This is a genomic window from Pseudomonas sp. LAIL14HWK12:I7, from assembly GCF_000483465.1.
In the GTDB taxonomy this organism is placed as follows: domain Bacteria; phylum Pseudomonadota; class Gammaproteobacteria; order Pseudomonadales; family Pseudomonadaceae; genus Aquipseudomonas; species Aquipseudomonas kermanshahensis.
Genome location: NZ_KI519606.1, coordinates 239456 through 262976 on the forward strand (window position 1 = coordinate 239456; position 23521 = coordinate 262976).

The 23521-nt window shown below is 58.0% G+C and carries 22 protein-coding genes; 11 read left to right on the forward strand and 11 right to left on the reverse strand.

All coding sequences use genetic code 11. The annotated features are described in order from the left end of the window. Positions 1–145: 145 nt before the first annotated feature. From D886_RS0123850 to D886_RS0123885, 8 genes are all read left to right on the forward strand, one after another. The gene (locus D886_RS0123850) at positions 146–661 is read left to right on the forward strand and encodes a sigma-70 family RNA polymerase sigma factor (RefSeq protein ID WP_027596290.1); all 516 of its coding nucleotides are present in this window, start codon (positions 146–148) and stop codon (positions 659–661) included. After that, on the forward strand, positions 658–1605 hold the full coding sequence (locus D886_RS0123855) for a FecR domain-containing protein (RefSeq protein WP_027596291.1): 948 nt from the start codon (positions 658–660) through the stop codon (positions 1603–1605). The genes D886_RS0123850 and D886_RS0123855 overlap by 4 nt, the downstream gene beginning before the upstream one ends. A 102-nt stretch (positions 1606–1707) precedes the next feature. Continuing rightward, positions 1708–2913 carry a GAF domain-containing sensor histidine kinase gene (locus D886_RS0123860; protein ID WP_027596292.1) on the forward strand — a complete coding sequence of 402 codons (1206 nt, stop codon included), beginning with the start codon at positions 1708–1710 and terminating at the stop codon, positions 2911–2913. Between the two features lie 84 nt (positions 2914–2997). After that, a complete protein-coding gene (locus tag D886_RS0123865) occupies positions 2998–3885 on the forward strand; it encodes a LysR substrate-binding domain-containing protein (protein WP_050580783.1) in 888 nt (295 codons plus the stop codon). Between the two features lie 104 nt (positions 3886–3989). Next, positions 3990–4694 carry an SDR family oxidoreductase gene (locus D886_RS0123870; protein ID WP_027596294.1) on the forward strand — a complete coding sequence of 235 codons (705 nt, stop codon included), beginning with the start codon at positions 3990–3992 and terminating at the stop codon, positions 4692–4694. Between the two features lie 53 nt (positions 4695–4747). Continuing rightward, on the forward strand, positions 4748–5302 hold the full coding sequence (locus D886_RS0123875) for a pyridoxamine 5'-phosphate oxidase family protein (RefSeq protein WP_027596295.1): 555 nt from the start codon (positions 4748–4750) through the stop codon (positions 5300–5302). A 16-nt stretch (positions 5303–5318) separates the two neighbouring features. Beyond that, entirely contained in the window at positions 5319–5711 is a 393-nt protein-coding gene (locus tag D886_RS0123880) for a Rid family detoxifying hydrolase (protein WP_027596296.1), read from the forward strand. Positions 5712–5809: 98 nt separating this feature from the next. Continuing rightward, positions 5810–7453 (forward strand): acetolactate synthase large subunit, encoded by a 1644-nt coding sequence (locus D886_RS0123885; RefSeq protein ID WP_027596297.1) that lies wholly within the window; start codon positions 5810–5812, stop codon positions 7451–7453. Between the two features lie 173 nt (positions 7454–7626). Here D886_RS0123885 and D886_RS0123890 read toward each other — a convergent pair whose 3' ends face one another. Beyond that, the gene (locus D886_RS0123890) at positions 7627–8532 is read right to left on the reverse strand and encodes a DMT family transporter (RefSeq protein WP_027596298.1); all 906 of its coding nucleotides are present in this window, start codon (positions 8530–8532) and stop codon (positions 7627–7629) included. Between the two features lie 87 nt (positions 8533–8619). Further along, positions 8620–9690 (reverse strand): SDR family oxidoreductase, encoded by a 1071-nt coding sequence (locus D886_RS0123895; RefSeq protein WP_027596299.1) that lies wholly within the window; start codon positions 9688–9690, stop codon positions 8620–8622. Between the two features lie 74 nt (positions 9691–9764). On the opposite strand from D886_RS0123895, the gene D886_RS0123900 reads away from it, so the two are divergent. After that, complete coding sequence (locus D886_RS0123900) at positions 9765–10154, forward strand: MerR family transcriptional regulator (RefSeq protein WP_027596300.1); 390 nt, start codon at positions 9765–9767, stop codon at positions 10152–10154. 472 nt (positions 10155–10626) lie between these two features. Then, entirely contained in the window at positions 10627–11316 is a 690-nt protein-coding gene (locus tag D886_RS0123905; protein WP_027596301.1) for a B3/4 domain-containing protein, read from the forward strand. Between the two features lie 28 nt (positions 11317–11344). On the opposite strand, the gene D886_RS0123910 is transcribed toward D886_RS0123905, so the two are convergent. Then, complete coding sequence (locus tag D886_RS0123910) at positions 11345–12355, reverse strand: aldo/keto reductase (RefSeq protein WP_027596302.1); 1011 nt, start codon at positions 12353–12355, stop codon at positions 11345–11347. A gap of 92 nt (positions 12356–12447) precedes the next feature. Between D886_RS0123910 and D886_RS0123915 the strand changes: the two genes are divergently transcribed. Continuing rightward, a complete protein-coding gene (locus D886_RS0123915; RefSeq protein ID WP_027596303.1) occupies positions 12448–13347 on the forward strand; it encodes a LysR family transcriptional regulator in 900 nt (299 codons plus the stop codon). A gap of 182 nt (positions 13348–13529) precedes the next feature. Here the strand turns inward: D886_RS0123915 and D886_RS0123920 are convergent, their stop codons facing one another. From D886_RS0123920 to D886_RS0123955, 8 genes are all read right to left on the reverse strand, one after another. Continuing rightward, entirely contained in the window at positions 13530–14324 is a 795-nt protein-coding gene (locus D886_RS0123920; protein ID WP_027596304.1) for an SDR family oxidoreductase, read from the reverse strand. 257 nt (positions 14325–14581) lie between these two features. Beyond that, positions 14582–15490: a glutaminase B gene (glsB, locus tag D886_RS0123925; protein WP_027596305.1), complete on the reverse strand. Its 909-nt coding sequence runs from the start codon at positions 15488–15490 to the stop codon at positions 14582–14584. Between the two features lie 119 nt (positions 15491–15609). Beyond that, entirely contained in the window at positions 15610–18060 is a 2451-nt protein-coding gene (locus tag D886_RS0123930; RefSeq protein ID WP_027596306.1) for a TonB-dependent receptor, read from the reverse strand. Positions 18061–18167: 107 nt separating this feature from the next. Beyond that, positions 18168–19091 carry a FecR domain-containing protein gene (locus D886_RS0123935; protein WP_027596307.1) on the reverse strand — a complete coding sequence of 308 codons (924 nt, stop codon included), beginning with the start codon at positions 19089–19091 and terminating at the stop codon, positions 18168–18170. Continuing rightward, complete coding sequence (locus D886_RS0123940) at positions 19088–19603, reverse strand: sigma-70 family RNA polymerase sigma factor (RefSeq protein ID WP_050580784.1); 516 nt, start codon at positions 19601–19603, stop codon at positions 19088–19090. The genes D886_RS0123935 and D886_RS0123940 overlap by 4 nt, the downstream gene beginning before the upstream one ends. A gap of 97 nt (positions 19604–19700) precedes the next feature. Further along, positions 19701–20732: a methionine synthase gene (locus D886_RS0123945; RefSeq protein WP_027596309.1), complete on the reverse strand. Its 1032-nt coding sequence runs from the start codon at positions 20730–20732 to the stop codon at positions 19701–19703. Between the two features lie 27 nt (positions 20733–20759). Continuing rightward, entirely contained in the window at positions 20760–21743 is a 984-nt protein-coding gene (locus D886_RS0123950) for a DUF1852 domain-containing protein (protein WP_027596310.1), read from the reverse strand. Positions 21744–22058: 315 nt separating this feature from the next. Then, the gene (locus tag D886_RS0123955; protein ID WP_027596311.1) at positions 22059–23285 is read right to left on the reverse strand and encodes an MFS transporter; all 1227 of its coding nucleotides are present in this window, start codon (positions 23283–23285) and stop codon (positions 22059–22061) included. Between the last annotated feature and the right edge of the window lie 236 nt (positions 23286–23521).

The following is a 23521-nucleotide window of genomic DNA, read 5'->3' on the forward strand; positions in this document are numbered from 1 at the left end:
TGCAAAAGGAGTCGCGCTGCCGAGCGTAAAGTGACAACGCGTTTTGAAATTTTTTTTTGCCTGTTTTTTGGCCCAAAAGTCGATTGCCCTCAGGCCACCATTTCACTATATTGAGATTAATTCTTATTCTCTGCTTGGCTTCGACATGCCGTCTGGCAACCCTATCGCGACGCTCTACAACGACCATCAACCCTGGCTTATCAGCTGGCTGCGCAAGCGTACCGGGTGTTCGCAGGCGGCGGCAGACTTCGCCCAGGACACCTTTCTTCGCGTGCTGCTCGCCGAGCGCCGTGAACCCCTGGCGGCCACGCTCAATGAGCCACGGCATTTTCTGGTAACTATCGCCAAGCGGGTAATGATCGACAGTTTTCGCCGTCAGTCGGTGGAGCGTGCCTACCTCGAAGTGCTCGCCGCGCAGCCTGAGTCGTTCGAGATTTCTGCCGAGGAACAGCTGTCCTTGCTCCAGACACTGCTGGAGCTGGATCGCATGCTTGACGGCCTGGGCGTGAAGGCGAAAACGGCGTTCCTGATGTCGCAAGTGCAAGGGCTGACCTACCCTCAAATCGCGGAACAATTACAGGTGTCCGCCAGCTCAGTGACCAAATATATGGCCCGAGCCACCGAACGCTGCCTCTTGTACCTCTTGGACAATCCCTGGTGACCAAGGACGCCCAGCGCCAAGCGCTTCGCCACGCTGCGCAGTGGTTCGCGCACCTGTCCGCGAACCCTGACGACCCGGCGCTGCGCGCACAGTGGCAACGCTGGCACTGCCGAAGTGCGGAGCATGAGTGGGCATGGCAGCAGTTGACCGAATTGCAGGCGCGCCTTGGCAGCATGCCGCAGCAGTTGGCCTGGGCGGTCATGGAAAAGTCCACGTTACGCGAGAGCGGGCCGAATCGCCGCACCCTTCTCAAAGGGCTGTTGCTCGGCGCCGGCGCGAGTTCATTGGCATGGCAAGGCTATGACGTTGCGCCAAAATGGATGGCCGATCTCAAAACCCGCACCGGAGAACAGCGCCAAGAGGCGCTTGCTGACGGCACCTTGCTGGTGTTGGATACCGATACCGCGCTGGATGTAATGTTCAATGCCAGCACGCGCTTGCTGATCCTTCGGGCCGGTGAGATCCACGTAACCACCGGCAAGGACTCCCGTCCGTTCCTGGTGCGCAGTGCCCAGGGGGAGCTGCGCGCATTGGGCACTCGTTTCGCCGTGCGCCAGTTAGACGGGCTGACGCGTCTTAGCGTCTACCAGCATGCCGTTGCGGTACGCCCTGAGCAGGCCACCGATGAGGTCGTGATCGAGGAAGGGCAATCGGTGACGTTTGATCGTCAGCGACTGTTGGGCACGCAGGCGTTGAAAACAGCCGAAGAGGCCTGGGCCCAGGGGCGGCTGGTAGTGGAAGGCTGGAGGCTGGACCTACTGATCAATGAGTTGCAGCGCTATTGCCCCGGCTATCTTGGCTGTGCGCCCGAGGTCAGCCATTTGCGGGTGTCGGGCTCGTATTCGCTTGGTAATATCGAGCTGACATTGAACACGATTGCCCGCTCGTTACCCATCCGAATCCAGCAACTTACCCGTTACTGGACGCGCATCCTGCCGGTTTGATGATTCGTCCACTTTTGGCCCCGACGCTTTTCCCGGCTCATTGTCAAACGCAGGGGCTTACGCTTTAATTCCAATTTGCCATTCACCCAATCGGCGATCTTGATGCCTTATCCGTCTGACCTTTCACACGACATCAGTACGATTGCCAAGATCGAGGCCGTCCCGCTTATTCTCAATATGGTGAAGCATGTTACCGGCATGCGCTTTGCGGCAATTGCGCGTGTCACCGAGACAAAATGGGTGGCTTGCGCTGTCGATGATTCTATTGATTTTGGGCTCATACCTGGCGGTGAGTTGGTGCTGGAAACGACGATTTGCCACGAAATTCGTCAGCACCGCAAACCCGTTATATTCAGGAATGCCAGTGAGCATCCGGTGTACTCAACCCACCACACCCCTCAGACATACGGCTTAGAAAGCTACGTCTCCATTCCTATCACCAGGACAAACGGAGACTTCTTCGGAACGCTCTGTGCTATCGATGAGGTTCCGGCCCATTTTGATGAAGAGGCGGTGTGCAAAACGCTAACGCTGTTCGCCCAGTTAATAGCTGTTCAACTCGACGTTTTGGCGGACCTTGAGACCAAAACGATTGAACTGGCCAGTGCCGCTGAGACAGGCGTTGTCCGGGAGCAGTTCATTGCCGTACTGGGGCATGACCTCCGTTCGCCACTGTGCGCTATCAGAATGAGCGCCGATCTACTGGAGGCTAAGCTTCCTGCCGGTCGCGAGCAGCAGCTTGCCACTGCAATACGACAAAGCTCGCAGCGGATGAATAACTTGATTGAAGATGTCCTGGATTTTTCTCGAGGAAAGCTGGGGGGAGGCATTCCGGTCAAACGGACGTTAGTGGACAACCTGGGTGACGTTTTTAGTGCCGTCATCAATGAAATCATGACGATTCATCCCAACGTCAACATCCGTCAAGAGGTGATCATTTCACCTGGGGTCTTCTGTGATGCTGGGAGAATGGGGCAGTTGCTTTCAAACCTCTTGGGCAATGCAGTGGCTCATGGGGCGCGTGATCTTCCGATAGAGGTGACCGCAAGCATGCAAGAAAATCATATAGTGCTGTCAGTGATGAACCATGGCCCAGAAATCCCCGACGTTTTGTTACCGCTACTGTTCCAGCCGTTCAAAAGGTCGGCAGCCGGTGGCCGCGGGGAGGGGCTGGGGCTCGGTTTGTATATCGCATCCCAGATCGTAACGGGTCACAACGGGACGTTATCAGTAACCTCTACGCCTGAGGCCGGCACGCGCTTCGTAGCGAGGTTCCCTGGCACGTTGGAGTGGACGAAAGAGGACTAGATGTAGTCCGTGGGCGTTGTAGGCAGCGCCTATCATCCTCCCAAAGCGGCATTAAATCCCTCGCTTGCCATTAGAAAAAATACTATGAACGGACATACCTTGTTGCCTCCCCTTAACGCGCTCAGGGTATTCGAGGTGGTTGCCCGTCATCTGAATTTTCGGCTGGCTGCCGACGAGCTAGGTGTCACTCAGGCCGCTGTGGCACAGCAGATACGAGGGCTTGAGACGAGCCTGGAGTTGAAGTTGTTTGAGCGGTTGCCTAGAGGGCTGCGCTTGACTGAACCCGGGAAGGGCTACAGCTTGGCAGTTCGTGAGGCATTCGCCTTGATCACTACGGCCACGCAAGCCCTCAAACCAGTGGGGCTGGAGCTGACGGTCAGCGTCACGCCTACTTTTGCGGCGAAGTGGCTAATCCCTCGGCTGTCCTCGTTCTCAGTTGCGCACCCACAGATCGATCTGCAAGTACTTGCCACTGACCGCATTTCGCAATTTCGGCCTGGTGGAGCTGACATCGCTGTCCGCTACGGACGTGCACCTTTCGAGAATATGCTCAATGCCGAGCTTTTTCTGACTGAACGTATAGTTGCGGTGGCTAGCCCGGTATTGCTTGAACAACTGGGTCGGCCAGAGAGCGTGGAAAAACTGCAGGCATACACCTTGCTGCATGACGCTCACAGTTTCTGGCCTGAGTTCATAGATCAGGCCTTCCAGAGCCCCATCCGCCAACCCTCTAAAAATGTGCGGTTCAACCAGACAGTACTTGCGATCGAGGCTGCAGCAGCAGGACAAGGGCTGGCATTGGCCAGCTACCACTTCGTCAAAGCAGACCTAGAGGCAGGAAGGTTAGCGCTGGCGATGGCGCATCAAATGAGCTTGGACAAAGCCTATTATCTGGTCTGGCCGCGAAACGCTCACCAGCCGGCGGCCCTGGAAACCGTCCGAACGTGGCTACTTGAACAGGCGAGGCTATAGATTATCTACTGGCAGGAAGAAGGGTTGTTGTCTCTCTGAGACGTGCTGAGCGGTGCTAGTCTCATTTCACCAACAACCCGTCAACGCCTCACTTAGGGGGATGTATGTCAGTAGAAAAAGTAGCAATAGTCACTGCCGGTGGTAGCGGCATGGGAGCGGCGGCAGCACGTAGATTGGCTGCCGACGGCTTCAAGGTCGGTATTCTCTCTTCGTCTGGCAAAGGCGAGGCCCTGGCGCAAGAGCTAGGCGGTATTGGTGTAACCGGCAGTAACCAGTCAAATGAAGACCTGCAGCGCCTAGTCGACGCAGTCATTCAGAAATGGGGCCGTATCGATGTGTTGGTTAACAGCGCCGGCCATGGTCCGCGGGCACCCATTCTTGAAATCAGCGACGAAGACTGGCACCAGGGTATGGAGACCTACCTGCTCAACGTCATTCGCCCGGCGCGGCTGGTGACCCCGTACATGCAGCGCCAGAAAGGCGGTGCAATCATCAACATTTCTACTGCATGGGCGTTCGAACCAAGCGAACTCTTCCCTACCTCGGCAGTGTTCCGTGCCGGTTTGGCGTCGTTCAGCAAAATCTATGCGGACAAGTACGCCGCTGACAACATTCGCATTAATAACGTGCTGCCTGGTTGGATCGACAGTCTCCCTGCTACCGAACAGCGTCGAGAAGGTGTGCCGCTTAAACGCTATGGCACCAGTGAGGAGATTGCCGCCACTGTCGCCTTCCTGGCGAGCGAAGGGGCAGCCTACATTACTGGCCAGAACATCAAGGTCGATGGCGGCGTTACACGCAGCGTCTGAGTGCCTCCGGGCCGCACGCAGTACGCGGCCCTTTTTCATTTTGGGCGATTGCCATGCTTGATCTGATATTGGCTGAGGTATGGTCAAATTTAGCTATACCGGTTGGCGGTAGTCCAAATCCCTTTCGCTTGATGCAACTGGCCACGGTCAATGCTGAAGGGCAACCTAAGGTAAGCACCGTTGTCTTGCGCCATGCGGATGAGTCTACGAAGTCGATCATCTTTTATGTGGACAAGCGGTCGGCGAAGCTCGCAGAGATACTGGCCGAACCTAGAGTCGGTATTACCGCCGTCGACCCGTCTGGCAAGCGTCAGCTTCGGCTTGAGGGCCTAGGTGAACCTGTGTCTGATGTGTCGCTGCTTGCCAAGCACTGGGAGCAGGCACGGGGAAGAACTCAAGCGCTCTTTCGCCATGGGCGCATACCCGGCGAGTCGATTTCTTCACCTTCTGTAGCCTATGAAACGCACAGGGAGGGTTTCAAAAATTTCGCTGTACTGGCTGTCCACCTACGACAAATAGAGTGGCTCGATCTTACCCAGGACATCCATCAACGGGCACGCTTCATTTTGCAAGGCGAGCATTGGCAGGCAGGTTGGATCGCGCCCTAAGACAGGATCAATTTTAATGAGCAGAATCGCTGTTCACAGTGACCAGGCGCCGAAAGCTATCGGCCCGTATTCGCAAGCCGTCCACATGGGGGAATCGGTATTCCTGACAGGGCAAATCGCGCTTTACCCTGAAAAGATGGAATTGGCTCAAGGGATTGAAGCCCAAACCATTCAGGTACTCGAGAACCTCCAGGCAGTAGCACAAGCCGCAGGCGGTAGTTTTGCTGACGTAGGAAAACTCACTATTTACCTCACGGAACTCTCGCACTTCGGTGTCGTGAACGAAATAATGGGGCGTTACTTTGAAAGTCCATACCCGGCACGCGCTACCGTCGGTGTGTCGGCGCTCGCCTTGAATGCGTTGGTTGCAATTGACGCCACCATGGTGCTTCCTCGAAAAACAAAATAATCCACACGTTTTATCTTTACCAAAAACTCATTCAGCACCGGGCAGAGATCTCGTAATCTGCTCGCGTGGCTCACTCTCGTTAGTGGCAGGGCAAATAGATGGCCAAGGCAGCTGATCTCGTAGTGCAATGTTTGGAAAGTGAAGGTGTCGAGTACGTGTTCGGCATCCCCGGCGAGGAAAATCTCGATCTGCTCGAATCCCTGCGTAAATCGAGGGTCAAGTTGGTACTGACCCGTCACGAGCAGTCTGCAGGTTTCATGGCAGCTACCTATGGGCGCCTGACCGGCAAGACTGGCGTCAGCCTGTCGACCCTGGGGCCAGGCGCGACCAACCTGGTTACCGCCAGTGCCTACGCCTACCAGGGGGGGATGCCGATGATGATGATCACCGGTCAAAAGCCGATCAAGAAGTCCAAACAGGGCCGCTTCCAGATCATCGATGTGTGCGGCATGATGGCCCCGATCACCAAGTACACGCACCAGTTCGCCTCGGCCGACAACATTCCAGCCCGCATGCGCGAAGCCTTCCGCCTGGCTGAAGAAGAGAAGCCCGGGGCTGTACATCTGGAGCTGCCGGAAGACATCGCTGCGGAGCAGACCGATGCGTTACCGATCCCTCAGAGCCTTCACCGTCGACCGTTAGCCGAGCACAAGGCAATCGAAGCGGCGGTTGAGAAGCTGCAAAGTGCCCGCAACCCTATCCTGGTGATCGGCGCCGGTGCGAACCGCAAGATGACCGCCAAAGTCCTCAAGCAACTAATCGACGACACTCGAATCCCGTTCATCACCACCCAAATGGGCAAAGGTGTGGTCGACGAGCGTCATCCTTGCTTCCTTGGTAATGCTGCGCTGTCGTCCGGTGATTTTGTACACCGTGCAATCGAAGCCGCCGACCTGATCATCAACATCGGCCATGATGTGATCGAAAAGCCGCCATTCTTCATGGTTCGCGGTGGCACCGAAGTCATTCACATCAGCTTCCGTGCCGCTGAAGTCGACGCCGTGTACTTCCCCCAGGTCGAAGTGATCGGCGACATCGCGAACGCTGTGTGGCAGATCAATGAAGCCCTGGCTGACACCTCGCACTGGGACTTCACCCGCCTGATGGCCATCCGTGAAGCCAACGAAGCGCAGATCTCTGAAGGCGCTGACGACGCCCGCTTCCCCGTCTATCCGCAGCGCCTGGTAGCCGACATCCGTCGCGTGCTGCCGTCCGAAGGCATAGTTGCCCTGGACAACGGCATCTACAAAATCTGGTTCGCCCGCAACTACAAGGCGCACAAGCCCAACACCGTGCTGCTCGACAACGCCCTGGCAACCATGGGCGCCGGCCTGCCATCGGCGATGGCGGCGCACCTTGTGTACCCGGATCGCCCGGTGATCTCGGTGTGCGGCGACGGCGGATTCATGATGAATAGCCAGGAGCTCGAAACCGCAGTCCGTTTAGGGATGCACATCACCGTGGTGATCCTGCGTGACGACGGCTATGGCATGATCCGCTGGAAACAGGCCAACATGGGCTTCATTGATTTTGGCCTGGACTACGGTAACCCTGACTTCGTCAAGTATGCTGAATCCTATGGCGCTAATGGGTATCGCGTAGAAAGTGCCGACTCGTTGATTCCGCTACTTGACCACTGTGTCTCCAACCCAGGGGTGCATGTGATTGATTGTCCGGTCGACTACAGCGATAACGACCGTATCTTGAACACTGATCTGCGCGAGCGCAGCGCAGCGGCGTAAAACCGTATTGTCCTAGCTGATGAGCCAGTGGGGTGGCAAAGCGTCAAGCAGCATTAGGTTTTGTAAGAAAAGTATCGTCATCCATCTTTGTGGGAGCGGGGTTGCCCCGCGATCTGCCGCAGGGCCTAGAAAGCGACTGTTTCTGGCCCATCGCTACCCACCATGAAAGGGCGCTATCGACCCGAGGCTGAAGGGGCGGATGCTTTGCCGCCCAAGCGAATCAGTTCATTGGAGAAACACAGGCCGACGATGATCAGTGCCGCTCCCGCGTACAGGCTGTGGGGCGGCACTTCGTTAAGCGCTACAAATGCCAGCAGCGCGGCGAACAGTGGCTCCGTCAGCTCCAGTGCCTGCACTTGGGATGGCTTCAGGTACTCGATGGCCTTGGTGGTGCAGAAGAAGCCGAGGATTGTCGGCAGCGTGGCCAGCGCCAGCAGCGCCGCGATCGCCAGCGGCGACAACTCGCCGATCGCGAAACCATCGGCGGCAGCCGGCATCAGCAGATACAGGCTGCCAAAGAACAACAATTGACGGGTGAAGTGCAGCCCTCCCGATACCCCCATACGTTTCATGGCAACCGAAAACGCCCCATAGCCAGAGCCGGCAATAGAGGCGAGCGCAGCACCTTGCAGGCTAAAGCCCTGCTGCAGGTCGCCACCGAAGATCACCGAAATCCCAGCGATAGCCAATGCGGCGCCTAGGGTAGCGTTCGCAGTGATGGCATCCTTGAGAAAAATGCGCCCTAGGATGATCGACGAAATTGAGGCACTGGCCATCAGCACTACTACCACACCTGCCGCAGCATAGTGTCTATAGGCGGACGTTTCGAAATGGAACAGCACAAAGATGCCAAGGAATGCACAGATAGCCGCCTGAGCCCATTGGGTCGACACCGCAGGGCGCTTGAGGAAAAACAGTAAGATCGAAAGAAGCATGCACCCCAGTACGGTCTTGATCACAGCGACACTGCTGGCGGTGAAGCCATTACTCATGAGTACTTTGCTGAGTACACCGATTGTTGCGTTCAGTGCTGCAGCGGAAAGTGCAAATATGACGCCTTTGCCGAAAGTTGATTGCATGGCTGGCGATCCCTGTCGCTGAGTTGTTGTTCCATAGAATTCCGCCAGTATCGACGGCATCAATGTTGAGGAGGAGAAGTCAGGTGCCTAGCCTTTGGCGATGCAATAGGAATTGACGAACGCTGCCGTGTGCTGCAATGACTGACGGATATCCGGTTTGGCAATTTTATGCCGTTTTGCAAATTGCTCGACCGCCGTTGTATCAAAACGCGTGGTCTGGATAAAGTCCAAGGCTTCGGGTTTTGTGTGCAAGAACGACGCGACGGGGGGAATAGCCAATAGCAGCTTCAACAATCGGAGGGGAATGTGATGCTTGGGAGACTTTAAGCTCAACGGTTGTGCAACCTGCATCAGGAGTTCTCGCAAGTTCGGGGTTTGGTCATCAAGTGCCAGCAATTCCTGGCCTACCATGGCTGGGTCAAACGCACAAACTGCCACCAGCTCAGCCAGATAATCGACGGTCACCAGTGGCAGCCAGTGCTTGGCGGTACCGGGTACAGCAGTGAGCTTTCCCTGCACAAGGTTGCGTATCAGCGCCACCAGTGGCTGCCCCTCAAGAATATGCCCCGTGCGGCTGTGGCCACAGACCGTCGCAGGGTGGACAACGGTAATCTCCCCACCCTTGGCAGACATGAGCGCCAGGGTCGCAAAATGCGCCTCCAGCTTGCTGCCCTCGTAACCCCCCACACGTCGATAGACCGCAGACCAGTTCGTCAACTCCGGACGACGAGGATCAATTCCGACGCGTTGCAGGTGTTCATGATTTTTCAGCATGTAGCCGCCGATCATGACTAAACGGCTTTTTTGCTCTGCCGCCAGAAGCGCCACGCGCTTTGCACCTTCCACATTTACCGCACGGGAATGCTCCACTGACAGCCCCCATGCGAAGTGGGCGCCTAGATGGAATATGACACTGGCGTGCCTTAGCACTTCACGGTCAGCAGGAGTCAGCCCCAGGTTGTCCCGTTCCAAATCGCCCGCTACGGCAAACACCCGGCTGGCGCACCCTCCCAAATTAGCGACTTGCTCGCGCAGTGCAGACAATTGCTCTGGGCGACGCATCAACACCCTGATGGTGTGACCTTTTGCACTCAAGTTCGCCACCAAATGTTGGCCAACAAAGCCAGTCCCGCCTGTGACAAAGCACTCCACGCTCATTTCCCTGTTCCTTGTTTAAGGTGAGAAACACAGCGTAAACTATCGACCCAACTCTAGGGTCAAGCGGTATTGTCATGAAAATCGGCGAACTTGAGGCGCGCAGCGGCGCTAGCCGCCATACGCTGCGTTACTACGAGCAACTTGGCCTGATCTCACCGCTGCGGCAAACCAACAACTATCGCGTTTACACCGAGCAAACGCTGCACGATCTGGACTTTATCCAGCGCGCGCAAAGCATGGGGTTTTCCCTTGGGGAAATTGGCGAGATTCTGGATGCGCAGCGGAACCAGCTGATTGACTGTGCTGACGGCGCCAGACTCATTGAAAAAAAGATGGCAGAGATCAAGCAGAAGATCGCCAACCTCCAAAGCATTTATCGGTACCTGGATGCAGAGCGTGCAAACTTTGAGGCCAGTGCTGCCAAGCAACTTGAACTTCAGCAGCTGAACAACGCCGCAAACTGAACTGTCAGCCCGGGAAACGGAAACTGCAGCCCACGTCGCTCGTGAACGACCGCAATGGGTCGTAAGCAGACGGTCATGACTGGCCGCAATCGACCCAAGGCGTACACTGATCCAACGCTCTGCTGTCAGTGCAGGCCTCATCGCCGGCAAGCCGGCTCCCACCGGAATATCACCAGCCTTCAGGCATGCGCTGTACCTGTGGGAGCCGCGCTTGCCGGCGATGGGCCGCGAAGCGGCCCCGGTTACAGATGTTGATTAGGCTAATAAGAAGATCTTATGCGCCATGATGGTAAATCATTAGATCTAATGACGGGGAAGGTTTAAAACTCCCTGCATTGATCACCTTCACAGCGGAGACAGCTACATTGGCATGCACACTGAAATCGCTCGTCCACACCCTCCATACCCTGTGCTCGGCATGGGGCAGCTACACCATGAGAAACCTTCAGCGTTAGTAGCCGTGGAGGCCAGCATGTCATTTGTCGCTCCTGTTCTTGACCCCCAACTCGCTGAGATTGCACCAGGTTTCCGAGCGCTGAGTATCAGCGTGGAAGCTTCGCAGATCGAACACCCCCAGGTTTCCACAGACGCGCTTGAAAAGGCTTGTGAGTCGTTGGTCGCTGACACCCCGGTTTGGGCTAAGAGCCACTTGGCTGCATGGGCCAATGCATTCAGGCTGTTCGGCGCCAAACCACAGCGCACCCCGTGCTCAGCCGAAGCATTGCGCAAGCGAGTTCTGCGAGACGGGAGCCTTCCCAGCATCGATCCCATTGTCGATTTGTACAACGCAATCAGCATCAAGTACGCCGTCCCCGTTGGCGGAGAAAATTTTGATGCCTACATAGGTGGCCCACGTTTAACCATCGCCGATGGCACTGAGCTGTTTGACACAACCAAAGATGGCAGTGCGGCAAACGAGTCGCCAGAAAAAGGCGAAGTCATTTGGCGCGATGATCACGGTGTGACTTGCCGACGCTGGAACTGGCGTCAGGGCACCCGCACCCGGCTTGATTCGAACACGAAGCGGATGTGGTTCATTCTGGAGAGCCTTCCTGAAATGCCCATAGAGGCCCTCAGGGCTGCTGGGGATGAGCTGAGCAGCGGACTTCAGCAGATGATGCCGGAGGCAAAAATTGCATCCCAATTGATTGAGTTTTACTGACCGGAGAAGCGTAATGGGCATCCGATGCTCAAGCCCCACTGCTGGGTACATTCGTGCCCATACCTTCAGGTAAATAGGGGCGTATCTCTTCTATTTCGGCGTGGCTAAGACGAATTCTGCAGGCGTCTATCAATCCATTCACCTGGTCGGGGCGGCGTGCGCCTACGATAGCGCCGGAAACTGCCCGGTGACGCAATACCCAAGCGATGGCTACGGCCGCCGCTTTGACCCCATGCCTGGCACCGATATTTGCCATGACTTCTACCAACGCGAGGTTTTTGCTCAGGCGAGGTTCCTGGAAGTCGGCGCTCCGCGATTTTCGCCAATCATCGTCGGGCAGCTGTGCAATCCGCTCACGGGTCATGCTTCCCGTCAGTAAACCAGATTGCAACGTCGAGTAGGCAATCACGCCCACCTGCGCTGTTGCACAATACGGCAGGATCTGGTCTTCGACATCACGCATCAAAGCTGAATACGGCGGTTGAAGGGAGGCGATATCGGTTACGGAACGGGCTCGCTCAAGCTGGGAAACATCGAAGTTTGATACACCAATCGCCCTTATCTTGCCTTGAGCCTTGGCTTGGGCCAAGGTCGCCAAAGCCTCCTCGATGCCTTCGCTGTTTCCATCTGCCGGGAACGCTGGCCAGTGAATCTGATAGAGATCGATGACACTCACCTGTAAGCGACGCAGGCTATCTTCGATTTCTTTCATCAATGACTGGGGGGCGAGCGAATGAGAGATCTCACGGGTTGTGCGGTCCCACACCAGGCTACCTTTGGTGAATACTAGCGGGCGACGCGAAGCTGGCACCTGACGCAGCAATTGCCCAGTCAATATCTCGGCATGACCGAGCCCATATACCGCTGCTGTGTCGATCCAGTTCACGCCGCGTTCTACTGCATACTCCAATGCTGCCAGGCTATCGCCATCATCTTGCGCCCCCCAGCTGAACGCCCATCCTTGTCCTGCAATGGCCCACGTGCCCATTCCAATTGGCGAAATCAACAACTCGGATGTACCTAGTCGATTCTTTTGCATGCAAACCTCTCGTCGATTGAGGCGCAGAGTATTCATTGAGAGGTTGCCGACGATAAGATAGCTAATCGTGTTTGAACTGCTGAGCTGTATTCATGAAATCCCCTTGCGACCTTTCCGAACTCGACGCCTTCGCCGCCGTAGCTCGCCATCACAGCTTTCGCAAAGCCGCCGACGAGCGAGGGGTATCCGCTTCAGCTCTCAGCCACGCCATGCGTGCCTTGGAAAGCAAGCTGGGGGTCAGGCTCCTTAATCGCACCACGCGCAGCGTCACGCCTACCGAAGCGGGTAATCAACTGCTCGCCACGTTGGTCCCTGCCTTGACGGAGGTCGCCAACGCGTTGCATGAATTGACCTTCAAGCAGGAAGTCCCCACCGGCACGCTGCGATTGAACGTATCGCGGCCCGCTGCCCGTCTTGTTATTGCGCCACTGCTGGCGCGATTCACGGCAGCCTACCCACGCATCAACGTAGAGCTGGTAGCCGATGATGGGTTGAGCGACATCGTCGGCAAAGGGTTCGATGCCGGCGTGCGCTTCGGCGAGAGCCTGGCGGGTGACATGATCGCCGTCCCGGTGGGCCCACCCCAGGGGTTTGTCACCGTTGCTGCCCCCAGTTACCTCAGCAGGCACGGGACACCGGACACACCGCAAAGGCTACTTGAGCATGCCTGCATTGGCCGACGCTTTCCCAGCGGCAAACTGTACAAGTGGGAATATCTTGCCGAGGGGCAGCCTATGCGCCTGGCCGTGGCAGGGCCGTTGATACTGGAAGATGACACCATGATGATTCAAGCGGCGAAAGACGGCGCCGGGATCGCGTACGTGTATGAGGAGATGGCAAAGGAATACTTGGCTCGGGGGCAATTGGAGGAAGTGCTGGAAGACTGGAGAGCCTTGCCAAGCAGGTTTTTCATCTACTACTCAAGCCGGCGTCACGTACCGCCAGCGCTAAAGGCGCTGATCGAGTTTGTGCGTGAAACGCAGCATCGTTGAATAAATGACGTGTCAAAGTGAAGGAAATCATACGAATCGATGATCTGCAGGCGCCTAGGTTCGAATAGCGGGGCAGGGGGCCCCGCATCTGCTTCAAGCTTACTCGAGTACCGACTGACGTGCGTGCCGAAGCGGCACTACAGACCCTCGGGTGACGAAGTATTTTACGCCCGCGCAATCGATCAAGCGCCGTAACGCGGTGCGAGTGTGTTGTTGGAAAGATGCCCGAACAGCGCCTTGCGGCTGCTTTCGTAGCGTTCGAAATGCTGCAGGTCGTGCATGGAAGGGATGGAGATCAGGACGCTGTTATCGAAATCTTGAAGGGCACCATCCACCAGGTCGCTGGCTGACATCACGATGTTGGGATCAAGGTTTTCGACAGGCAGCCCCCCGATCTCCCAGAAGTCGGTCGCTGTAGCGCCTGGCAGCACCGCTTGAACCCTGACGCCATGTTCTGCCAGTTCTTTGTGCAGCGACTGAGTGAAGGCCGTTACGTAGGCTTTGCTTGCGCCGTACACACCATTCAGTAATTCGGGGGCCAGGCTGACGATGGAGGAAATATTGATGACTGCGCCCTGTTTGCGAGCGACGAAGCCCGGAGCAGCGGCGTAGGTGAGCCTTGTCAGTGCGGTGACGTTGAGCGTGATCATCTCGGCCATGCGCTCGACATCGCTTTCCATCAAGCTGGTGTGGGTGCCGATGCCGGCGTTATTAACCAACAGGTTGATGCTGGCGTCTTCGCGCAATTTGCGCTCGACGCGGGCCAAGTCCGCTGAGCTGGCCAGGTCCGCCTGGAAGACTTCCACACTCTGCTGGGTCTCGTTGGTGATACGGCTGGCGAGGGCATTGAGGCGATCACGATTGCGGGCGACCAGAACCAGGTCGTAGCCACGTTGAGCCAGGCGTTCGGCGTAGATCGCGCCGATGCCGGAAGATGCGCCTGTTATCAGGGCAGTGCCTTTGTATTCCTGAGTCATGGTCCAGCTCCGTTGATTGGGTGTGGAGCCATGATGCAGAGATATTGATATGTCTTAAACGACGCATATGGTCATGATTTAAGACATCAAGAAGCGTCCGGGAGCGTCTTCGCGCAGGCCCAGTGCTTGGGCGCACGCACACTAGGCTCTGTAGGAGTAGTTGTGTGGGAGCGGGCTTGCCCCGCGAATGGGGCTACGCGGTGCATGGCACCGCCTTCGCCGGTGTTCGCGGGGCAAGCCCGCTCCCACGTAATGCGTCAGAACACCGACCACCCGATCCGTGAACTCAACAACTCGAGCGCCGCCATGCCCGCGTAGGAGTTGCCCGCGGCATTCAGTTCAGGCGACCACACGCATACGGTAAATTGGCCCGGCACGATTGCAACAATCCCGCCACCCACGCCACTCTTGCCTGGCAACCCCACGCGGTAGGCGAAGTTCCCGGCTTCGTCATACAACCCGCTGGTGGCCATGATCGAGTTCACCTGCTGGGTCTGGCGTCGGCTCAGGATTTGCTCGCCGCTGTGCTTGCAGAACCCGTCGTTGGCCAAAAAGCAGAAGGCGCGGGCCAGATCGAGGCAGCTCATCTGCAGCGCGCAGTAACTGAAGTAACTGCGTAACACCGTCTCGACGTCGTTATGGAAGTTGCCAAAGGACTGCATGAGGTAAGCCATGGCCGCGTTGCGCGCGCGGAATTGATACTCCGAATCCGCGACGCGGGTATCGATCGCAATATGGGGGTTGGCCGAGAGCCGTCGCACGAAATCGCGCATCGACAACGTGGGGGCTGCGAAGCGCGATTGGTTGATATCGCAGATGACCAACGCACCAGCATTTATAAAGGGGTTGCGTGGGCGCCCGCGCTCGAACTCCAGCTGCACCAGCGAGTTGAATGGCTGGCCTGACGGCTCATGCCCAAGCCGCTCCCAAATGGCTTCACCGGAATGGCCAATTGCCTGGACCAGGCTGAATACCTTGGAAATGCTCTGCACCGAGAATGGCACCAGGGCATCACCCGCGCAGTGATAACTGCCATCGTTGCCATAGACTGCGATGCCCAATTGCTGCGCTGGCACGTCGGCCAGCGCAGGAATGTAGTCAGCCACTTTGCCCTTGCCGATCAAGGGGCGCACTTCGTCGAGAATCTCGTTCAACAGCGTTTGCATGGAAGGCCCTGTTATCACTCCCCATTCGACAGCGAGGGGTAGCGTTTCAGACGCAGGCTCAGCAGCAAAAATCACACACTCGGCGCGCAGCGGCCCCTTATTTCGGGCCATGAGGCTGCTCAGAAATCGTATCGGGTATTCAACATCACGTTGCGCGGCTCGCCGTAATAGCCGCTGTAGAACGTGGTATCCAACGCACTGATGTATTTCTTGTCGAACAGGTTGTTGATGTTGAGCGTCGTGGAAAGTTGGTCGGTCAGTTGATAGCGGGCCATCAGGTTGACCACGGTGAACTGCGATTGCTTGGCTTTGACCGTGCCCAATGCGGTGCTTGGCGTGACGGTGATGTGGGTGCCGCTCTGCCAGTTGGCACCGCCGCCGACGGTCAGGCGGTCGAAGTCGCCCGGTAGTCGGTAGGTGCTCCACAGCTTCACCATGTTGGCCGGGGCTTCGGTGTTCAAGCGCTCCCCATCGCGGTCCTTGGTGATGCCGTGGTTATAGCTGGCCGAGACGTTCCAGCCGGGCATCAACTCGCCGTTGGCCTCGACTTCAAAGCCACGGGTGGTGGCGCCGCTCACGGCTTTGTACGCGGCAGTCATACCATCATTGTTGACGGTCTTGCCTTCGTCGAGCACGGCCAGGTTGTCCTGCTTGACCTCATAGGCGGCGATGCTGGTATTCAGGCGACCGTCGAAGAATTCACTCTTCAGGCCCACCTCGTAGTTGTCGCCTTCACGCGGCTCGAGGGTCGAGCCGTCGGCATCACGCAGGCTCTGTGGTTTGTAGATGCTGGTCCAGCTGGCATACACCGAGTGGATGTCGTTGAGGTCATAGACCACACCGGCGTAAGGGGTGACAACGCCGTTTTCCTTGTAGTCGGTCGTGCGGTTGCTGAGGGGCGTCGCCGGGTAGGTCAGGTCGTAGTCGTAGTCGTACTTGCTGACTCGCGCACCCAGGATAACCGACAGTTCATCGGTCGGGCGCAGGCGGGTGGCAATGTAGGTGCCGGTCTGGTGAATGACGGTGTCGCCATCGTAAAGCTTGCCGCCACCCATTACCGGTTTGTCTGTGTAGTTGTCCCAGTCGTAGACGTTGACGAAGGTGCCTTCGATGCGGGTACCCCGGGTGGGCGTATGGCGGTTTTCGTAACGTGAATAGTTGTAGCCGACGATCAACTCATGCTGGCGGCCGAACAGCTGGAACGGGCCTTGGGCTTGCACATCCAGGCCGGTCTGTTTCTGCCAGGTGCTGCCTGCGCCACCATACAGGCGTACACCTGCGCCGGTGCTCTCGTCGGGGAAGCCCCAACTGGCGGTGGCCAGTTTGTAGTCGTCACGCTTGATATACATCTGGTTGACCGACGCCTTCAGGGTCCAGTCATACGCCAGTTTCTGCTCGAGGCTTGCGAAGGTGTTGAGGGCATCTTGCGGGTTGTGGCTCCAGCGCGCGGCGCTGTTGGTGGAGCGCGAGAACGACGTTTGCTCGCCATTGCTGTGGAACAGCGGGAACGCCACCGAAGACGAGCCTTGCGGGTTGTTTTTCTGGTAGTCGGCACCCACCGTCAGCAACGTGGTGTCGGTCAGGTCGGCTTCGAGGACCCCGTAGAAAATCTGTTTTTCCTGGGAATAATGGTCCATGAAGCTGTTGTTCTGCTGGTAAGCCGCGACCATCCGTCCACGCACGTTGCCGGTGGGCGTCAACGGGCCGGACAGGTCGACTTCGCTACGGTACTTGTCCCACGAACCCACGCCGGCCGTGATGTGGCCCTTGAATTCGGCCGTAGGGCGTTTGCGCACGAGGTTGATCGTGGCAGAAGGGTCGCCCGCGCCGGTCATTAGCCCAGTGGCACCACGCAGGACTTCGACACGGTCGTAGATGGCCATGTCGGCCAGGCTCTGCGCCGACATCTGAGTTGCAATATCCAGCGTGGTGGGGATGCCGTCGAACTGGTAGTTATCGACCGAGTAGCCACGCGAATATATGTTGAAACGCTCACTGCCGAGGCTCTGCACCGACAACCCCGGCGTCTGCTGCAACACCTCGGTGATGTCGTTCAGCCCCTGGTCATCCATACGCTGACGGGTAACCACGCTGATCGACTGCGGGGTTTCGCGAAGGGTCAACGGCAGTTTGGTGGCCGTGTTGCTCTGGCCTGTGGTGTACGAGCCAGTGCCCTCGGTGGTGGCCCCCAGGCCTGCGGCGTTGATGCTGGTGGCGCCCAGTTCCAAGGCGGCGCCGCGCTCGGCCTTGGCCAGCACGTACCGTTTGTTCCCCGCCTGCACGAGCCGCAGGCCGCTGCCCTGGAGCAAGCGGGCAAACCCCTGGTGCAGCTCGAAATCCCCCTGCAGGCCTGGTGAGCCGAGGCCCGCGGTATCTTCGGCGCTGAAGGTGATCATGACCCCGCTGGCGGCAGCGAATTGGCTGAGTGCCTCGGCCAGGCTGCCAGCCGGGATGTCATAGCGCTGTGCGTGCGCCCAGGCAGCGGGCAGCACCAGCAGCGAGCCGGCCAGGCTCAGGGTGAGCGCTGCGCGGTGGATACCGCAGGCGAGTCGGGAGGGGGGTACGAACATGAACAACTTCCTGTTGGGGTTGGCAGTGGCTGCGTTTTTTACGCATGTGCAGCTAGAGCCGAAGCAGAAATCGAAATCTGTTACCCCTCACGCGAAAAAATTTTGCTTCATGCCGCACCTGCCTCGATCCGCACCCAGTAACGGGTCAGCCGCCGGATGTGCACGGGCAGCGAGTCCTGCAGATTGGCCAGCACCGCCTCGCTGTCATCCAGCAGGAAGGTGCCGGACAGCCGCAAACCGGCGACCTCGGGCGTGCAACCGAGGTAGCCGGGGCGGTAGCGTGAAAGCTCGGCGAGCACGTCGTCCAGGCGCCAGTCGACCACCACCAGCATGCCCCGCGCCCAGGCTGAACTTTGCGCGGCGGCTGGGTGCAGTGGCCCGATTCGGTCTGCGGTAAAGGTCAGGGTTTGCCCAGCTTCGGCACGCATCACCTGTGCCTGCGCCAGCCGTGGCCGGACCTCCACGGCGTGCGCCTCCACCGTTACCCGGGTGCTACCGTGCCCCTGGCGCACGGCAAAGCGCGTGCCGAGGGCGAGGATTCGGCCCTCCGCCGACTGCACACTCAGCGGGCGCGCATCCTTGGCCGTCTCCACCAGAATTTCGCCCTGCTTCAGCACGATCAGCCGTTGCTGGCCATCGAAATGCAGGTTCACTTGGGTGTCGGTGTCCAGCACCAAGCGGCTGCCGTCAGCCAGCGTCAGGTGGCGGCGTTGCCCCACGCGCGTGGCGTAGTCCGCCTGCCAAGGCGAAAGCTGATAACCCTGCCAACCGACCACGCCGACCCCGAGCAACAGCGCCAGCATCTTGACCGCCGCACGGCGCTGTTGCCGGGCTTGTTCAAGGGTCGCCGCACCCACCGCCGCGGGTGCTTGGGCCAAGCGCTGCTGCAAGTGTTCAAGCCGGGCCCAGGCTTGTGCGTGCTGCGGGTCTGCCGCCAGCCAGGCTTGCCACTGGCTGTGGGTGGCAGGGCTGACCGTGCTTTCGTTAAGGCGCACATACCAGTCCACCGCCTGGGCCAGGGCGCGCTTCATGCCTCGTCCAGCAGCAGGCAATGCATCAGGCCGCGGGCCAGGTGCTTGCGCACGGTGCTCACCGATACCCCACAGCGTTCAGCGGCTTTCTCGTAGGACAGCCCATCCAGTTGCACCGCCAGGAAAATTTGCCGGGTACGTGTGCCTAGGCCATCGAGCAGGCGATCGATGGCCAGCAGGCTATCCAGGATCTGTGCACGGGTTTCTGCCGAAGGGGCATACGCTTCGGGGCGCAGTTGCAAGGCTTCGAGGTAGGCCTGTTCCAGGCTGCGCCGCCGGTACAGATCGATGACCAGGCCGCGGGCAATGGTCGCCAGGTAGTGCCGAGGCTCCTTCAGGCTGCTGGCGGTGCGGGCCAGCAGCACGCGCACAAAGGTATCCTGGGCCAGGTCCGCGGCATCCGCTGAGTTGTTCAGCCGATGGCGCAACCAGCTACGCAACCACACGTTGTGGTCGCGGTACAGCACATGCAGATGCTCATGAGGTACTGCGTCGGGGGGCATTGTGGACATTCCCTCTCCCAGCCGGCGGAGGATGCAAATACGAAACACTCTCGATTGTAGAGGGATTGGCCAAGGCTGGGAAGAACACGGAGGGAGGAAGTTGAATCTACGCGTTGGCGTATTCGTTGCGGACGATTTCAGCGCCTGCAGTCAACGCACTCAATTTCCCCCTGGCAACGTGACGCGGTAACGGCGCCATGCCGCAGTTGGTGCACGGGTAGAGCTTGTCGATGTCGACAAACTGAAGGGCCTTGCGCAGGGTGTTGGCGACTTCCTCGGGTGTTTCAATGGTATGGGTTGCCACATCAATGGCGCCAACCATCACCTTTTTACCGCGAATCAGTTCAATCAGGTCCATCGGCACGCGGGAGTTGTGGCATTCCAGCGAAACGATGTCGATGCTGGATTTTTGCAGCTTGGGGAAGGCTTCTTCATACTGCCGCCATTCTGACCCGAGGGTTTTTTTCCAGTCGGTGTTGGTCTTGATGCCATACCCGTAGCAGATATGCACGGCCGTTTCGCATTTAAGCCCTTCAATGGCCCTCTCCAGGGTGGCCACCCCCCAGTCGTTCACCTCATCAAAGAAGACATTGAATGCAGGTTCATCGAACTGGATGATGTCGACTCCAGCGGCTTCTAACTCCTTGGCCTCCTGGTTGAGGATTTTGGCAAATTCCCAGGCCAGCTTTTCACGGCTTTTATAGTGGCTGTCGTACAGCGTATCAATCATGGTCATGGGACCTGGCAGTGCCCATTTGATGGGTTGCTTGGTTTGCTGACGCAAGAACTTGGCATCCTCGACAAACACCGGTTTCTGGCGAGCCACAGCTCCCACCACCGTTGGCACGCTGGCGTCGTAGCGATCGCGAATTCTAACGGTTTCACGCTTCTCGAAATCGACACCGCTGAGGTGCTCAATAAACGTCGTGACAAAGTGCTGTCGCGTTTGCTCACCATCGCTGACAATGTCAATGCCTGCAACTTGCTGCTCGTGCAATGACAAACGCAAGGCATCGTGTTTGCCCTCGATCAGGGCCTCATCTTGCAGCTTCCAAGGCGACCAAAGTGTCTCAGGTTGTGCGAGCCAGGACGGTTTAGGCAAACTGCCGGCGGTTGAAGTGGGTAACAGCTTTTTCATAGTAAAAGACCTTGAACGTGGGAAGCGTCAATGAGCGTAATTGGCGGACCACTGCTCAAGTATGGCGTGGTAGGGTTTGATGAAGTGCTCTTCGGCGAACCGACCTTGTTCAATCGCCAGTCGGCTGCGCTCTTCGCGATCATAGACAATGCGCGTCAATGAATAGTCTTGGTGCTGCAAGCTGGGCTGATAGGACCTTCCAGCGACCGCGTTCGCGTTGTAAATCTCGGGGCGGTAAATCTTCTGAAAGGTGTCCATCGTGCTGATGGTGCTGATGAGTTCAAGGTTGCTGTAATCACCCAGCAGGTCGCCGGTGAAGTAAAAAGCCAGCGGCGCAACGCTGTTTGGCGGCATGAAGTAGCGAACCTTCAAGCCCATTTTCTTGAAGTACTCATCCGTCAGCGAATACGCGTCTTGCTGGTACTCGACCCCCAGTACAGGGTGCTGGTTTTCAGTGCGCTGATAGGTTTTGCTGCTCGAAACGCTGAGGCAAATAACCGGTGGCTTGTTGAAATGCGCTTTGTAGGCCGCTGAGTTCACGAAGCACTGGAACAGTTTTCCATGCAGGTCGCCGAAATCCTCTGGCGTGCTGAAGGTGGGCCGGCCTTTGTTGTGGGCCAGCAAGCGCACGCTGAAATCATAATCGCGCACGTAGGACGAGAAGTTATTGCCGACAATGCCATCGATACGCGTGTTGGCTTTTTTATCAATGACGGTCGTTTTAAGTAGTTCGATCAGCGGCAGGGCCGGGTCACCGCTTTCAGCATCGAGGTTCATCTCAACGGAAATGATCTCCAGCGCAACCGTGTAGCGATCGCCTGTGGGGTTGTCCCAATGCGCCAGTGCATTGAAGTGATTGTCGATCATCTTCAAGGTGTTGTGTAAATTCGCTTGGCGGCTGGTGCCTCTCGCCAGGTTGGCAAAGTTGGTGGTGATGCGCGTGTTGTCCGAGGGCTGGTAGTGCTCATCGAAACAGACGCTCTTGATAGCAAAAGCAAGCGTGTTGTTCATGTTGGTGCGGTGCCTTAATCCCTTAATTGTTCAGTGCACCAGAGCTTTCCGGTGCGTTTACGCAGTGTGGGCTTCGCCAGGTAACCTGCGAGCCGGCGCAAAAAACGATAGGGGGATTTTCAGGCGTGAAGGAATATGAGGCAATCTCATTATTTTTGAGATGAACTTTATTTTACCTCATGATTGAAGGGCGCCAGCGACGCACCGCTGTCGCCCTGCGGCCGCGGCGTCTGCTGCCTGCCCAAAAAGACCTGTATACGAGTGCGGCACACAAAGGCGCAAGCTGCCAAAGGCCGTTGGCAGCTTGCACCCCTATCAGCAGGGTTGAACCGCCAATCGGTTACTCACGTTACGCCCCAGCACCAGCACCGTCGCAAAACCACAACCCACCAGTGCCGTGGCCAAGCTCAGCAGTACTGCGGTGCCCAACTGGTCGACGATCTGCCCACCGAAGAACGAGCCCAAGGCAATGATCACCTGGAACATAGCGACGAACAGTGGCATGCCGCGTTCGACATCCTTGGGCGCCACGACAAACATCCAGATACTGGCGCACGCCGGGAAGGCGCCGAAGGCGAAGCCCCACAGTGCGATCAGCATCGCCGCGCCGGTCATGCCGGTGGCAAAGTAGGGGAACAGCGCGGTGCTGACGCCAATCATAAGCGCAACCAGCATCAGGGTATGACGGACGCTTCGGTTGGCGGCGAAGCCGGCGAAAATGTTGCCGATGACGCCCGCGACGCCATAGAGCAGCAGCAACGAACCAATGGTCGGCCCATCAAAGCCAGCGCTTTGCTTGAAGAAGGGCGCGACATAGGTGTAGGCGGCAAAGTGCGCCAGGCCAATCAGCAATACCGCGATCAAGCCAACCCGCGCCTGCGGATTGATGAACAGGGCCGGCAGGTCACTGATGCGAATGGCCTTGTCCGGGTTAAGCCGCGGCAGCAGCAGGATCTGCGCCAGCAGCACCGGCACGCCCACCAACGCGGTCACCAGAAACGTCATGCGCCAGCCCATCAGGCCACTCAACCAGGTGCCCACGGGCACACCCAGGACAGTGGCTAGTGTCACACCGACCATGATGATCGACGTGGCCTGCGCAACGCCCACACCCTTGGGCGCCAGGCGGCCGCTGAGGGCAATGGCCGTCGCCCAGAAGCCGCCGATGCTGATGCCCAGCAGCACACGGCCGAACAGCAGCAGGTTGAAGTCGCTGGCGTAGGCCACCACCGCGTTGGCGATGATCATGATCAGCGTCAGGCCGATCAGCAGGTAACGACGGTCCAAGGCGCCAATGCCTACAGACAACAAGGGGGCGGCAAGGGCGGCCATGATGCCGGGCAGGGTAACCATCAGCCCGGCCTGGCCGGCGCTGATGCCCAGGTCGCTGGCGACATCGTTGAGTACGCCGACCGGGAGAAACTCGCTGGTCACCAGGGCGAAGGCACCCACCGCGACCGAAAGAATCGCCAGCCACTGCTGTTTGACGCTTTGTTGATTATGTTCGGGAAGGCCGCTAGGGGCCTGGCTGTCGCTTGGCATGGTGCTGGGTTCCAAGGGGGAAGTCGCCTGAAAGACGAGGAGGAGGGGGAAAATTGGAGGCGATTATACGGGCGGGGGTGGGCAACTACACAGGCGCGCGGCTTGATAGTACTCATCAGTGAGATCGATGAAAGGCGCTGTGCAGAGCGGCGGCGGCTGGCTGATGAGGGGCGATGGGGGGCGGATATGCATTGGCGACCGTTTTCGACCCATGGTGGACAGTCAGTGGCTCAAAG